Annotated in this window: 10 protein-coding genes and 1 other annotated feature; of the genes, 7 read left to right on the forward strand and 3 right to left on the reverse strand. The window is 62.0% G+C overall.

The features are described from left to right. Positions 1-7: 7 nt before the first annotated feature. Positions 8-1,264 (reverse strand): CAP domain-containing protein, encoded by a 1,257-nt coding sequence (locus FO488_RS17770; RefSeq protein WP_168206093.1) that lies wholly within the window; start codon positions 1,262-1,264, stop codon positions 8-10. 340 nt (positions 1,265-1,604) lie between these two features. Next, positions 1,605-1,833, forward strand: a binding site (T-box leader). 154 nt (positions 1,834-1,987) lie between these two features. Between FO488_RS17770 and FO488_RS17775 the strand changes: the two genes are divergently transcribed. From FO488_RS17775 to FO488_RS17805, 7 genes are all read left to right on the forward strand, one after another. After that, positions 1,988-3,559 (forward strand): 2-isopropylmalate synthase, encoded by a 1,572-nt coding sequence (locus tag FO488_RS17775; protein ID WP_149211786.1) that lies wholly within the window; start codon positions 1,988-1,990, stop codon positions 3,557-3,559. Positions 3,560-3,891: 332 nt separating this feature from the next. Beyond that, complete coding sequence (locus FO488_RS17780; RefSeq protein WP_149211787.1) at positions 3,892-4,146, forward strand: type II toxin-antitoxin system HicA family toxin; 255 nt, start codon at positions 3,892-3,894, stop codon at positions 4,144-4,146. Then, positions 4,143-4,478, forward strand: a complete 336-nt coding sequence (locus tag FO488_RS17785; RefSeq protein WP_149211788.1) for a type II toxin-antitoxin system HicB family antitoxin — start codon at positions 4,143-4,145, stop codon at positions 4,476-4,478. Before FO488_RS17780 ends, FO488_RS17785 begins: the two co-directional genes overlap by 4 nt. Before the next feature lie 357 nt (positions 4,479-4,835). Next, positions 4,836-5,468, forward strand: a complete 633-nt coding sequence (locus FO488_RS17790) for a hypothetical protein (RefSeq protein ID WP_149211789.1) — start codon at positions 4,836-4,838, stop codon at positions 5,466-5,468. After that, complete coding sequence (locus tag FO488_RS17795; protein WP_149211790.1) at positions 5,366-6,151, forward strand: hypothetical protein; 786 nt, start codon at positions 5,366-5,368, stop codon at positions 6,149-6,151. Before FO488_RS17790 ends, FO488_RS17795 begins: the two co-directional genes overlap by 103 nt. Next, positions 6,148-6,624: a cytochrome C gene (locus tag FO488_RS17800; RefSeq protein WP_240732043.1), complete on the forward strand. Its 477-nt coding sequence runs from the start codon at positions 6,148-6,150 to the stop codon at positions 6,622-6,624. Before FO488_RS17795 ends, FO488_RS17800 begins: the two co-directional genes overlap by 4 nt. A 14-nt stretch (positions 6,625-6,638) precedes the next feature. Then, positions 6,639-9,683: a CxxxxCH/CxxCH domain-containing protein gene (locus FO488_RS17805; RefSeq protein ID WP_149211791.1), complete on the forward strand. Its 3,045-nt coding sequence runs from the start codon at positions 6,639-6,641 to the stop codon at positions 9,681-9,683. 79 nt (positions 9,684-9,762) lie between these two features. On the opposite strand, the gene FO488_RS17810 is transcribed toward FO488_RS17805, so the two are convergent. Together FO488_RS17810 and FO488_RS17815 are read right to left on the reverse strand one after the other, a co-directional pair. Further along, positions 9,763-12,582 carry a GPMC system transcriptional regulator gene (locus FO488_RS17810; protein ID WP_149211792.1) on the reverse strand — a complete coding sequence of 940 codons (2,820 nt, stop codon included), beginning with the start codon at positions 12,580-12,582 and terminating at the stop codon, positions 9,763-9,765. Between the two features lie 252 nt (positions 12,583-12,834). Then, positions 12,835-13,968, reverse strand: a complete 1,134-nt coding sequence (locus FO488_RS17815; RefSeq protein WP_205743302.1) for a toll/interleukin-1 receptor domain-containing protein — start codon at positions 13,966-13,968, stop codon at positions 12,835-12,837. Positions 13,969-14,052: the final 84 nt, after the last annotated feature.

Here is a 14,052-nt window from a genome sequence, read left to right on the forward strand (position 1 = left end):
CGTAAATTTAATTGCTTGCCAAGCTCATCGTCGCCTGGACGGGCCCTGCCGGGTCGGATTCGGTGCCAAGCCAGATTATTGCGTAGTTCTTGTAGACCCCTACCCCCAATGCGGCGAGCTTGCTGCCGGCCCATTGACCCTTTTCCAGCAGGATTGCATTGTGGCTGGGGCTTTTTTTCCAGGCCTCCAGCACTCTTTTCGGGTTTATTTCCTTCTCGGAGGTGGAGTACGCATTCTCATACCCATCGCCCGTGTAGGTAAAATTGGTGATTTCCCGTGGCTTATCCCACATGTACTCGGCATATTTGTTGTCTTTTGTGTAACAGACCTGGCGCCAGTTCCCCTTGTCCGACCAGCTATGGAGCGAACAGCCCAAGCCGCGGTCATCGCGCCCCTCCGCAGGGGCATTGGAATAAAGATCGATGGCGTGGACCCGGGCGACCTTGGTCAAGGAGCGCGAACTCTCGATGGCCGGCAAACCGTTTTCCTGGCGGTATTCGTTGATGAGATCCCATAATTCCAGCTCTTTTTGGGAAAAACGGGAAAACTGCCGGGATTCGTGTAGCACGCTTTGAATCATGTTCTTGGGGCCGGTATCCGTTTCGGCCGTCCCCGCTTCGCCCGATTCAACGGAAGATAGCGAAATAATGGCCGCCAACGATGCCGTGACGAGCATCTTCTGCAGCTTGATGCCATGTGCGACACCGGATGCGGAGACGTACCCCTCGTCAATGAGGATCTCGCCTAATTTCTTGTGGGACGTTTTCTGCTTGTGTAAGGCGTATTCCAGGTTTGCCCGGGTGATCTGGCCCGTTTCCACCAGCAAGTCGCCAAGGCGCAGCGGCGAAGCCGTTGCCTTGCCCTGGTTGGACTGGAAGCTCAAGATCGACTGCAACGGCAGTTCCGTCAACATCCCCAAACGGACAAAAACATCGCCGATTTTCTCGCCGGAGCATTTCTGCTCCGCCAGGGCGAAATCCAACTGATCCTGCGTTATGTAGCCGGACTGGAGCAACAGATCGCCCAACATCTGGCGTTCGCCCGCAGCGATTTCACCCGCATCAGTAATGTTTGCCAACTTTGCCTGCAAGGTTGACGGGACGGTGATATCCGGCGACTTCAGGATGCCGATCCTGGACAAAACCTGGCCCAACAGGTTTTTCGTGGTCCGCTGCACATTGCGAGCAAAACCCGATGTCCTGTGGGCTGGATACGTTCCGCCACCATTGAAATCGTCGTCTGATTTTCTAGCTGCAAATCCCATGCGAAGCCTCATTTTGCGGACAGAGCCATCCGCCAGCCCACCATACAACAATGCTTGTTAGCAAGTATAACAGCATATATTGTAGACTGAAAGCCTTTTTTTGACATAAAACGCGGAAATTCCGGGTACATCCATGACACGCCAGGGGAAAACGGCGATTTTCACGGCGTTCCCAAGCGGCGGCGGGCAGCGGCCAACGGGCCGGCGCATGCCGCCACCGCCCGACTGCGGGGCCCCCGGTTATCCGGCAAGCCGCCGTGTTTGAGCCTATCAAACCCGTGAGGCCAAAAACAAAACAGCTTGACTTTGCCGATTTTTTGCTTTTATGATGGGCCATATTTGAAAGGCAACGAAGAGGAGTAGTAGTCGTTTCAGGCTTCCCAGAGAGCCGGTGGTTGGTGCGAACCGGTAAGCGTGATCGATGAACTCGCCTCAGAGCCGCTTCGGTGAACCTATGGCTAGCCGAAGCCGTCCTCCCGCGTCAAGGGTGAATCGAGGCCCGGCAGGTCGGTTGTGCCGGGTGAAAAGGGTGGTACCGCGAATGTGCTGATAAAGCCTTCGCCCCTGTGTGGGGCGGAGGCTTTTTTTATTTTCCATCACCATACCACGACGCCGGCATGTAAGCCCCGGCCGGGCGAAAGTGCCAAAACGGGTATATACTTGCCCCAGGGCTTTCACGGGCGGACGGCGTTGTGTACAACCAGGAAAGGAGCGTAGCGCGACATGGCAAAGGCACCGACGAAAAAACAGAAGCAGGACGACCGGCAACTCATCAGGATTTTTGACACCACGCTGCGGGACGGCGAACAGGCCCCCGGCAACAGCATGAATATCGAAGAAAAACTGCGGGTGGCAAAACAGCTCCTGAAGATGAACGTGGACGTGATCGAGGCCGGCTTTCCCATTGCTTCCGAAGGCGATTTCGAGGCGGTCAAGCTGGTGGCCCAGCAGATCAAGGGACCCCAGATCGCCGGCCTGTGCCGCGCGGGCGACAAGGACATCGACCGGGCCTGGGAGGCCCTGAAGTATGCCGGGGACAAGGGGCGCATCCACACCTTCATCGCCACCTCCGACATCCACATGAAGTACAAGCTGAGGATGGAGCCTGACCGGGTGCTGGCCACGGCCATCAAGGCGGTGAAGCGGGCCGCCTCCTACACCCCCAACGTGGAGTTCTCCTGCGAGGACGCCACCCGCACCCGCCTGCCGTTTCTGGCCCAGGTGGTGGAGGCGGTCATCGACGCCGGGGCCACCACGGTCAACATCCCGGATACGGTGGGCTACACCATCCCCTTCGAGTACTTCAACATCATCACCTATCTGAAGGAGCATGTGCGGAACATCGACAAGGCCATCATCTCGGTCCACTGCCACAATGACCTGGGCCTGGCCGTGGCCAACTCCATCGCCGCCGTGCAGGCGGGCGCCCGCCAGGTGGAATGCACCATCAACGGCATCGGCGAGCGGGCCGGCAACTGCTCCCTGGAGGAGTTCGCCATGGCCCTGCGCACGCGCCACGACATCCTCCCCTTCACCACCGGCGTGGCCACCGACCAGCTCACCCCTGCCAGCCGGCTCCTGTCCAACATCACCGGCGTGGGGGTCCAGCCCAACAAGGCCATCGTGGGGGCCAACGCCTTTGCCCACGAGTCGGGCATCCACCAGCACGGCATGCTCATGGACAAGTCCACCTACGAGATCATGACGCCGGAATCGGTGGGGCTTTCCGCCAGCGCCCTGGTGCTGGGCAAGCACTCCGGCCGCCACGCCTTCAAGCAGCGCCTGGAGGAGTTGGGCCACGACCTGGACGACGACCGGCTCAACCGGGCCTTCGAGCGCTTCAAGGCCCTGGCCGACCTGAAGAAGGAGGTCTTCGACGAGGACCTGGACGCCATCGTCATGGAAGAGTCCCGGGAGGACGTGAAGTACAAGCTGGGGCACATCACCGTCACCTGCGGTTCCTTTGCCGTGGCCACCGCCACGGTGCAGCTGGAGATCGACGGCCAGCCGGTGCGCACCGCCGAACTGGGGGACGGCCCGGTGGACGCCACCCTCAAGGCCATCAAGAAGCTGACCAAGACCAAGGCCAAGCTGGTGCAGTACAACGTGGGGGCCATCACCAGCGGCACCGACGCCCAGGGGGAGGTCACCGTGCGCGTGGCCGAGGGGAACAATATCGTGGTGGGCAAGGGCTCCTCCACCGACATCATCGAGGCCTCGGCCAAGGCCTACGTCCACGCCCTCAACCGGCTGAACATGAAGCAGAAACGCCTCAAGGAAACCGTAACCGTCTGACCCGTAATCACCCTATTTTCACCCAAAAGGCCGGGCGGCGGTTACGCCCGGCCTTCGGTCGTTTAAGGGTCCGGTTGTGTGGTGGAGGGGTTGGGGATGTTTAAATGTCGAATCTGACCGTCGAGTAGTCCGCCAAAACCTGGAACGGTGGAAAAACGCCAAACGCTCCCCATCCTTGATAAGGAGGGGGCCGGGGGTGGTCGATCCCCCCTTCCCAAACAAAAAACGTCCTGCCGGTGGTACTATGATTTTGAAAAACATAGCACCACCGTGACAGATCATTCAACGCAATTCCTATTGAAGATAGTATCGCAAAGTGATACTATCTATCTGTGAAAAACAAACATCGCAAAATCCTTGAGGCGATATTTGCCACCCCAGCCCAGGCCGGGATCGACTGGAGCGACATTGAAGCGCTCCTGATACACCTGGGGGCTGAACGTTTTGAAGGTTCCGGCTCCCGCGTCCGCTTTTTGTTGAATGGGGTCAGAGCCACCTTTCACAGGCCGCACCCGCAGAAGGAAACCGACAAGGGCGCGGTGCAGTCGGTGAGGCGATTTTTGGAAACCGGAGGTATCAGGCCATGATGGAATATAAAGGATACGTGGGCAAAGTCGAGTTCGACGACACTGCCGGGATTTTCCACGGCGAGGTGATCAACACGCGTGACGTCATAACCTTCCAGGGCACCACCGTCGATGAAATTCGCGGGGCCTTTCAGGAATCCGTTGAAGACTACCTCGACTTTTGCAAGCAACTCGGCCAGGCCCCGGAGAAGCCGTTTACCGGCAAGCTTATGCTGCGCCTGACGCCCGACCTGCACCGCAAGGCGTTCATAGCGGCTACGCAGGCGGGTAAAAGCCTCAATGCCTGGATTGCCGATCGTATCGGGCAAGGCACCACCCCGTTGCATACCTGAGGGCTTGACTGCCCTGCCCCGGCATTGCTTCGGATTACCCGGCAAAGCCCCTCTGGATCGGAGGGGTTTTGTTTTAGCCTCTTTCTCCCCAATCCCCCGACATCATCGAGGCCTACGTCCACGCCCTCAACCGGCTGAACATGAAACAGAAGCGCCTCAAGGAAACCGTAACCGTCTGACCCGACCCTCCATCCTTTATCAGCCGAAAGCCGGACTTCATGGTCCGGCTTTTTTCGTGCCGTCACGATGCACACGCGGCTCAAAAAATCCCCATTATTTGCTATTTTGAAAATCTCTGGTATATGTATAAACTATTAATTTAACGGCGTTCTTATTTTTTAGCACGGGAGCATGCCCATGAAAAGAGCCCTTTGCCGCCTGCTATCTGCCGTTTCCCTCCTGCCCCTCCCCGTTGCCGCTTCGGCGGCCGAAACCGCCATCGACGCCACCACCATCTTCCGCTTTGAACAGCGCGACATTGCGGGGGCGTCCAAACAGGACCTCATGCCCGCCACCCAGTTCCTGGGCCTGGATGTGGAAAAGCTGGCCGACGGCAACCTCTCCCTGCATTTTTCCGGCTGGGGGCGCGCCGACCTGGCCGACAAAAGCTACAACAACGACAGGGTGGACGGCAGCTTCACCTACGGGTACCTCCAGTACCGCTTCAAGGAGGCCAACGCCACTGTCCGCCTCGGCCGCCTCTTCGTGCATGAGGGTATCGTGAACGAGCAGGTGGACGGCATCAGCGCCCGTACCGACCTGCCCCTGGGCTTCGGCCTGTCGGCCTTCGGCGGGGCCACCGTGCATACCCGGCACCTGTACGGGGAGAAGAGCGACGGCAAAGGAGATTCCATCATCGGCGGCCGGGGCAGCTACCGCTACCGGGGGTGCTGGAACTGGGAGCCTCCGTGGTCTACGAGGACAACGCCCCCACGCTGGTCAATTACGCCACCACCACCCACCGCCTGGTGGGGGGCGACATCTGGCTGAGCCCCGTCCGCATGGTGGAGATCATGGGACACAGCAGCTACAATACCGAGACCAGAACCCTGGCCGAGCACAGCTACCTCATCAACCTCACGCCGCTGCGCAGCCTGGTCGCCACGGTGGAGTTCAACGAACAGCGGGACCGCAGCTACCTCTCCGCCTGGGCCATGTTCTCCGGCGCCGCCCTCAACCCCTCGGACAAATCCCGCTCCCTGGGGGGGAGCGTCTCCTATGACGTCGCCAAAAACGTGGGGCTGTCCGCGGATTACAAGCACTACACCCGCGAGCTGGGCAATGCCGACCGCTACGGCGTCACCGGCCGCCTCAGCTTCCTGAACAACGCCGTCCGAACCGGCATAGGCTACCACTACCTGCGCGCCGGCTCCGGTTTCGCCATCGCCACGAACCCCAGCGCCTCCTACCACGAGCTGCACGCCTTTGCCCTGTACGACTCCGCCGGCATTTTCGCCGCCCTGGACGGCATCGACTACATCTTCAAGGACAAGGTCTACAACGAGAAAAGCGCCTGGGAGGGAACCGCCTCCCTGGGGTATCACATCACGCCGGCCCTGGCCCTTTCCGGCGACGTGAGTTACGGCCGCAACCCCCAGTTTACCGAAGAGACCAAGGGGCTCGTCCGCCTGACCTACACCACGACCTTTGACCGCAAGGGGGGGAAAAAATGAGAATCATGCACTGGATGCTTCCCATGGCGTTCCTGGCCGGGCTGATCCTGCTGCTGGCGGCCTGCGCCCAGATGCAGGGGCTCCACAGCCTGCCCGCATCCCACCCCGAGGCGTTGGCCGCGGGGCAACAGGTGGACTGTTCGGAATGCCATGACGACCAGGCCAAGGGGACCCTGAAGGCCCTCACCGCGTTCAGCCATACCCCGGCCTTCGTGAAAAACCATCGCTTCTACGCCGCCTCGGACGACCGCCTCTGCGCCGTCTGCCACAAGAGTTCCTTCTGCAACGACTGCCATACCAACAAGGTGGAGATGAAGCCGTCCTACAAATTCGGCTACCGCCCCGACCGGGAGATGCCCCACCGCGGCGATTTCCTGACGCTCCACAAGATCGAAGGCAAGCTCGACCCGGCCAGTTGCTACCGCTGCCACGGGCGAGCCAACAACGAACGCTGCGTGGCCTGCCACCGCTGACGGAGGTGCGACCCATGAAACGCCTGTTCAAGCCAGCCCTGTGTGCACTCGTTGCCGTGACGCTCTTCGCCTGCTCCAAGGGCAACGACAAGGCAGCCAACATCGACCCGCGCACCGGCAAGCATCCCGCCGGCTGGGCGGTCGCCAATACCGGCGGGAGCCACCCGGCGGCCTTTCTCAGCGTGCCCAGTTCCTGCTACGAATGCCACGGCAAGGACCTGAAGGGGGGCATCAGCGCCGTGAGCTGCTTCACCGCCTCGCGCAGCGGCATGACCTGCCATGCCAATGGGCCGTCGGGGCATCCGGCCGGCTGGGCCGCGCCCGACGTCCATGGCGCCGCGGCCAAGGCGGCCTTGAGCGGCATGAACGGCCTGGCCCACTGCCAGGTATGTCACGGCGCCGACTTCTCCGGCGGCATCGCCAAGAAATCCTGCCTGAATACCGCCGGCTGCCACGGCGCGGGCATCATGGCGGCCCATTCGCCCAAGCCCTGGCTGTCGCGCATCGGCGGGCGTAGCCACACCTCCGCCGATGCGTCCAACGCCGCGGCCTGCGCCGTCTGCCACACGGCCGGCGCCAATTCGTCACGCACCCCCGCCACCCCCGCACCGGCGGGGACCGCGCCCGGCTGCTTCAACAACACCCTCTGCCACGGCGTCGAGGGGCATGCCTTTGCCAGCTGGACCTCCGGCAGCTTCCACGGCGCGGCTGCCAAGGCCGCGGGAGGGGGCATCACCGTCAACGGCCAGTACAGCCCGGTCAGCTCCTTCGCCAGTTGCAGCGTGTGCCACGGGACTGACTATGGCGGCGGGACCGCCCAGCAGACCTGCCTGAAGACGGCCGGCTGCCACGGGGCCAACGTCGCCGCGCCCCACCCGGCCCGCCCGTGGCGCTCCACCACCGGTGGGGCGACCCACACCACCACCGACACCAGCAATGCGGGGCAGTGCGCCATCTGCCACACGAACGGCGCCAATTCCACCCGGGCACCCCGGGCCGGCGACCCCGTGGGCATCACCGGCTGCTTCAACAACACCCTCTGCCATGGCACGGAAGGCCACCCGACCGGGTGGAGCGCCGCTGCCCAGCACGGCGCCGCAGCCAAGGGAGCGCCCGGCGCGACCACCGGCTTCTCCTCGTGCCAGCCCTGCCACGGCACCACCTTCAACAACGGGGCCGAGCCGTCCTGCACCAACACCCTCGGCTGCCACGGTCTGTTCGTGTCGTCGCCCCACCCGGCCAAGCCCTGGTCGTCCACGGTGGCCGGCGCCTCCACCCACACCACCACCGATCCGGGGAATGCGGCCATCTGCGCGGCATGCCACACGGCCGGCGCCAACTCCACCGTCGTTCCCCCCAACCCGGCCAGCGGCACCGCCGGCTGCTACAACAACACCCTCTGCCACTTCCACCAGATACCCTTTGCCCCGCCCACGGTGGACCCGTCGGTCCATGGGGGGCTGGCCAAACAGGACCTGACCGTCTGCCAGACCTGCCACGGCGTCAAGGGGACCACCGCTTTCGACGGCCTGGCCCTGGCCGGCGGCGTCACGACCATCGCCTGCTCCGGTTGCCACACCTTTGCCAAGGCCCACCCGACAGCCTGGCAGGGGAGCACGGTCAACCCGGGTGAAACGGTCATCTACTCCCACCGCACGGCCGGCAACATCGCCAATGCCTGTTCCCTCTGCCATGATGTCACCCAGGGACGCACCCCGCCCCTGGCCACGGCGCCAAGCTGTTTCAGCACCACCTTCACCAACAGCCTGGCCCAGGCGGGGACCTGCCACGCCAACGGCCCGGGGGCGGCGCCCCACAGCGTGCCCTATCCCAACCACAACGCCACGGCCCGCAGCAACTTCAACTACTGCCTGGGGTGCCACCAGGTCGCGGCCAATGCCGCCGGCTCGAAACCGCCGGGATGCCAGAACTGCCACCTGAGCGATCCCACGGCCACGCCCACCGGCTGCACCTCCTGCCATGCCAAACCGCCGGCCGGGACGGCCTATCCCAACATCGCCGGGGTGCATGCCTCCCATGCCGTTCTGAACGTCACCGAGAACGCCACCCAAACCGCCGTCTGCGACCAGTGCCATACCGGCCTGGGGCTGGGGACCCTCGACCACCTCAACCGGGCCCGGGCGCGCGCCAGTGCGGTCCAGGCCAACCCGGTCGTCTTCGGCAGCCTGGCCTTCACCGGCGGCCTGGCGCCCACCTACACGGCCGCCACCCAAACCTGCACCGCCACCTACTGCCACGGCAACACCCTGGACAAACCGGCGTCCGCCATCCTCTCCCCCTCGTGGACGACGCCCTTCCTGACCGGCAGCGCCGCCAGCGACTGCATCAAGTGCCACGGCTACCCGCCCAGCTCCCACGCCGCCGGCATGACGCCGACCCAGTGCATCACCTGCCACCCCCACGTCAACAGCAGCGGCACCGGTTTCACCGACGCCACCAAGCACATCAACGGCGTTGTCGACGCCACCGGCAGCCACGCGGTGCCCTACCTGACCCATAACGCCTCGGCCGCGGCCTCCTGCCTGGCGGCCAACGGCGGCTGCCACAGCACCGGCACGGCCGCCTCACCCTATCCGGCCGCCACCGGCGTACCGCCGGACTGCATGTCGTGCCACACCCTGGCCGACCCCCTGGGCACCGGCAACGGCCTGGGCAACTGCAAATCGTGCCACGGTACCGGCGGCACCGGCACGCTGGCCGCCCCGACCGGCACCACTTGGCCCAACATCCGCGGTACCAACACGAATGCCCGCCATCCGAGCCACCAGGGGTCGAGCTGCGGCTACTGCCACCCCAATGTGGACACCACCGGCAGGTTCACCGGCACCATCGCTGCGGGCACCGTCGCCGCCGGTTCCGGTGCCGGGGTGAACCACGGCCCCAACAAGACCATGACCAGCGGCACCAGCCAGACGAACGTAGTCAACACCGCCGCCGGCATCGTGCCCAAGACGCCGCGCGGCACCGGCGCCACCTGCACCCACGGCAGCATCACCGCGGGCAACTGCCACAACGGGTCGGGCACCCAGACGTGGTAGCGGCCTGATACGCCACCCACAACAGCGACGGCCGGGCAGCATATGCGCCCGGCCTTCGTTCCGTTCCGAAGATTTCTCCTCAGCCGATCTTCACCGTCTTGTACAAAAAATTCTTGAACTTGTACAGCCGCAGCCGTTCTTCCTCCGCATCTCCGCCCCCAACCGCCTTGAGGTAGCGCGCCACGGCCGGCAGGGTCTTGCCCGCCGCGGCGCGCGCCTTTTCGATCACCAGCCGCACCGTCTCCCGGGGGATGTCGCTGCGGGAAAACGGTTCGTACACCTCGCCCCAGAAATCGCCACCACCGGCGATCCGGTGCAGGATGTCGTCGGCCAGCCGCTCGTCCAGGTCCCGGGCCGGGGGGAGCTGCCGGGCACTGTTGCCGCCATCGCCCATGCCGGCAACGGCCTGGGCGATGGCGTCGCCCGTGATGACGTTCTTGCGCCGGAAAAAGAGCGCCCGGAGCAGGATGCTGCGCAGTTCGCGGATATTCCCCTTGTAGGTATGCCGCGTGAGGATCTCCTTGGCCTCCCTGGTGAGCACGGGGGGCTTGTCCGAGGGCTCGTTTTCGCCCCGGTAGGTGCGGTACAGCTTCCCCAGGAAGTGCACCGACAGGTCGGGGATGTCCTCGCGCCGCTCGTTGAGGGACGGCAGGCGGATGGAGAGTTCGGCCAGGCGGTGGTACAGGTCCTCGCGGAAACGGCCGGCGGCGATCTCCTCCTGCAGGTTCTTGTTGGTGGCCGCCACCACCAGCACGCGGCTGTAGCGTTCCGTGTTCTCTCCCAGGCGCACGAACCCGCCGTTGTCCAGGAAGCGGAGCAGCTGCACCTGGGTCTTGGGGTCGGCATCGCCGATCTCGTCCAGGAAGACGATGCCGCCGATGGTCTCCTCCAGGATGCCGCGCCGGTCGGTGTAGGCGCCAGTGAAGGCCCCCTTCTTGTGGCCGAACAGTTCGGAATAGGTCAACTCCCCGGCATAGGCGGCGATGTTGCTCTTCTTGACCGGCAGCTCGCCCCCCGGGTTGATCTGGCTGCGGTAGAGGCCGTTTAGGTTGTTGTACAGGTTGTTGAAAAAGAACTCCTTGCCCGAACCGGTGGGGCCGGTCACCAGGATCGACGGCAGCCCGATGGTGGCCTCCTGGAGGATGTTGCGGCTCCAGAAGACGATCCGGTTGAACAGCGGCCGCGAAACGGTGCTGATGAACTCCACCACGGCCTGGGACGCGGAGCTGTTGCCGATCATGTTGCCCAGGCGGTAGGAGGAGACGTGCGGGTCCTTGTAGGCCACGTCGCTGGTCAGCCGGTTCACCTCCCCCTGGAGCCGCTCGATGCGCTGCAGGTCCGAAATATGCCGGGCGGTGAGGGAGCCGATGATCTGGAGGATGCGGCGGTGCTCCTCGCGGAAATGGTCGTAGTACAGGGAGTTGAGGCAGATCACCGCGATCACCTCGTCGTCGCAGATAACCGGCACGGCGATCTCGCTCTTCAACAGGTCGCTCATGGAGCGGTGGAAGCCGCTGGCCTGCTGCTCCTCCTCCACCCGGGCGATGATCTTGGGCTGCTTGGTGAAAGCCACGTAGCCGGTGAGGCTGCGCTCCTCGGGCGGCAATTCCTCGCCGCCGATGAGAAACGGCGGGATGTACTTCTTGAGCCACTCCTTGTTCTTGGCGCCGATGATCGTCCCGGCCTCGTCCTCCACCACCAGCCACTTGACCCCGTCCCGCTCGCTGACCACGGCGATGCTGCCGGTATCCGCGCCGATCAGCTCGGTGGCCTTGGAGAGCACCTTGGTCAAAAACGGCTGGAGGCTCTCGGTGCTCTCGTTCAGCAGGTCGGTGATCTCGGACAGCACCCGGATCTCCAGATGTTCGCCCCCCACCTCGCTGATGACCCGCTCCACCATCTCGGCATGGGTCTGCAACAGCCCCATCTCGAAATCGCTGAACCGGTACAGGTCGTGGGAAAAATAGTTCACCAGGCAGATGACGCGGCGGCTCTTGGGCTCGAAGCGCGGCACCACGTAGAGTGAGCGCAGGGCCATGGACTCGGTCAGTTCCCGCTTTTGCAGCCGGTGCTGGGTCAGGTCGGCGATGAAGATCGGCTTGAGCAGGCGCTCGTCGTCGATCACCGCCTGGTCGTCCACATACTGGGAGATCAGCGACCGGCCCCGGTGCAGATCGATGGCCCCCTGCTGGTCGTAGAGCGCCTTGAGCCCCGCGTCCTCCGAATAGCTGGCCAGGATCTCCAGTTCGCCCACCGCCGCTCCCGGCTGCTGTCCCGGCACGAGCACCGACGCCAGGGAGAGCTTCTCGATCAGCCGCACCGCCGACTGCACCATCATGCCCGCCGCCTCCCGGGCCTTGAACTCCTCCAGGCGGCGGGCCAACTGCACCTGCTGGTGATAGATGCGGGCCTGGTCGAGCCGGTCGGCCGCGAAACCGGTAAAATCGGCCAAAAGCGACTTGTCCTGGGCGTTCAGGATCTCCCCGCCCGTTTCGCTGTCGACGCAGAGCACGCCGATGGACTTGCCCAGGCTCACCACCGGCATGATCCAGGCAGAACGGAAGGAGAAGGTCTCGGCAAAGAGGCGGTCGGCCGACAGGGGCGGGGCTGCGGCGCTCTTGAAATCCACGGGATACTGGCTGACGAAGACACTGGAAACCACGGTCTCGGTGGAGATGATGGGGAAATGCACGTCGCGGATGGCCGCCGCCTGGTCGCCGGTGGCATAGACGCAGGAGAGCGCCCCCCGGGTCAGGTCCTCCAGGTAGATGCGCACCCGTTCGCTCCCGGACAGCAGGCGGGCGCCCTCGGAGAGGGCGTACAGCAGCTCCCCCTGGTTCTCCTTGCCGTAGGTGGCGATCTTGGCGCGCAAGGCGTCCAGTCTGGTATCGGTGGGCATATGTGCTCCTGAGCCGGGGTGGGATGCGCTCTGCGGGTTGGCGCGTACCGGCGCTTGGACTTGAGTAACTATTTTACACAGTTGAGTTTAGCGCGGCGGGGGTGGGGTGTCAAGAGGGAGGCGTGTCATCTTGTTCGAGTCCGTACTGGCTCCCCAGCGCGGACAAATCTGGGCGCTGGTAAGAGGAGATTTCACTATAACGGGGCTGAGGGTGTGCGGGTTCGCCGCACCACCCGAGGGTTGGACAATGAGCTATCGCCCCATAGCATCAAGCAAGTCCTTCACAACTTGTTGAAGTCCCTTTTGAGATGATGTTGCTAATCGGTCGGCAAGGAGTGGCGAGTTAGATCTGACCGTCTCCAAAGCAACATTATGCCATACTGGCAAAATAACTTTATTCCCCTCAAATTCTCTAGCTACTAAACCATCTAATTCTTTTTGCGGCCATTCCTTTTGAAGAAATGATTCACTTATCACTACTACCCCATATTTTGAGTGAGCCAAACCTTTATCGATTGATCGGCGGAGACTGTCCCCAACACGTAGGGTAAATTCATCAAACCAAACATGAAGACCAGCATCTTGCAACGCGCTAGCAAGCGGGCGTGCAAAAGCCTCTTTGTCCTCAGATGCATGAGAGATGAAAACGTCCCATTCTTTTTGTGGTTGTTTGGGGGCTGCTGATGCAGTCTTTTCAACCCGTGAAGACTTTGGAGTCTCAGCCGGAAGGGCCTCTGAAGTTACAACTAACGGTATACCCAAGAGATCAGAAATATCGTCATGAGCAGACATTCGTTGACGACGTCTGCTTATTGCAGCATATATCTGTCCCGACAATGAAACAGTGATATTTTGGAGTTGGGATGCTTGGCTGGTTAAGTAAAATTTTATATCGTCAAGAGTTCTTTCATATTGCTGCTTGATTTTCTCTGGGCCTTCATCGATTGGGGTATCAATGATTATTTCAACTGTTCCTTCTGACTTTCCGTGGGACTCATTGATGTTTGCACATGGAAAGGTAGTGCGCCAAGAGTTCGGGCGAAGTTTCCAAAGACCAGGATCTCCTTTGAAAGGAACCAATATTCTGACGCGTGTGCCATCTACGTAAAGCGGGCCACCACCTCGATTGAATATATTACGCATAGGGTCACCACTGACATCTATTTTCACCTCTTCCTTCCGCATTGTTTTCTCGGCTTCAAGAAGCTCTAGTGGTTTGACTGCTAATTGTTCCATTAATTCATTCAACAACTGTTCGTCGGTTGAAGATACGAATTTTTTAGTGGGAATAGTATCAACTATGTCTTGAGCCTTAGCGAAATGTGCTCGTAGCGTTGCATCAAGGTCGCCTTCTGCAAAAAGATAATTATCCCTGCCTCTTCTCATGCTTCATCCTCCGATTGAATATAGTTCTAGGAATTCCGGTGAATTCTATTCGTAAGTGCACCACATGAGGTAAGAGCAGGACAT

This window comes from Geobacter sp. FeAm09 (assembly GCF_008330225.1).
Classification (GTDB): domain Bacteria; phylum Desulfobacterota; class Desulfuromonadia; order Geobacterales; family Pseudopelobacteraceae; genus Oryzomonas.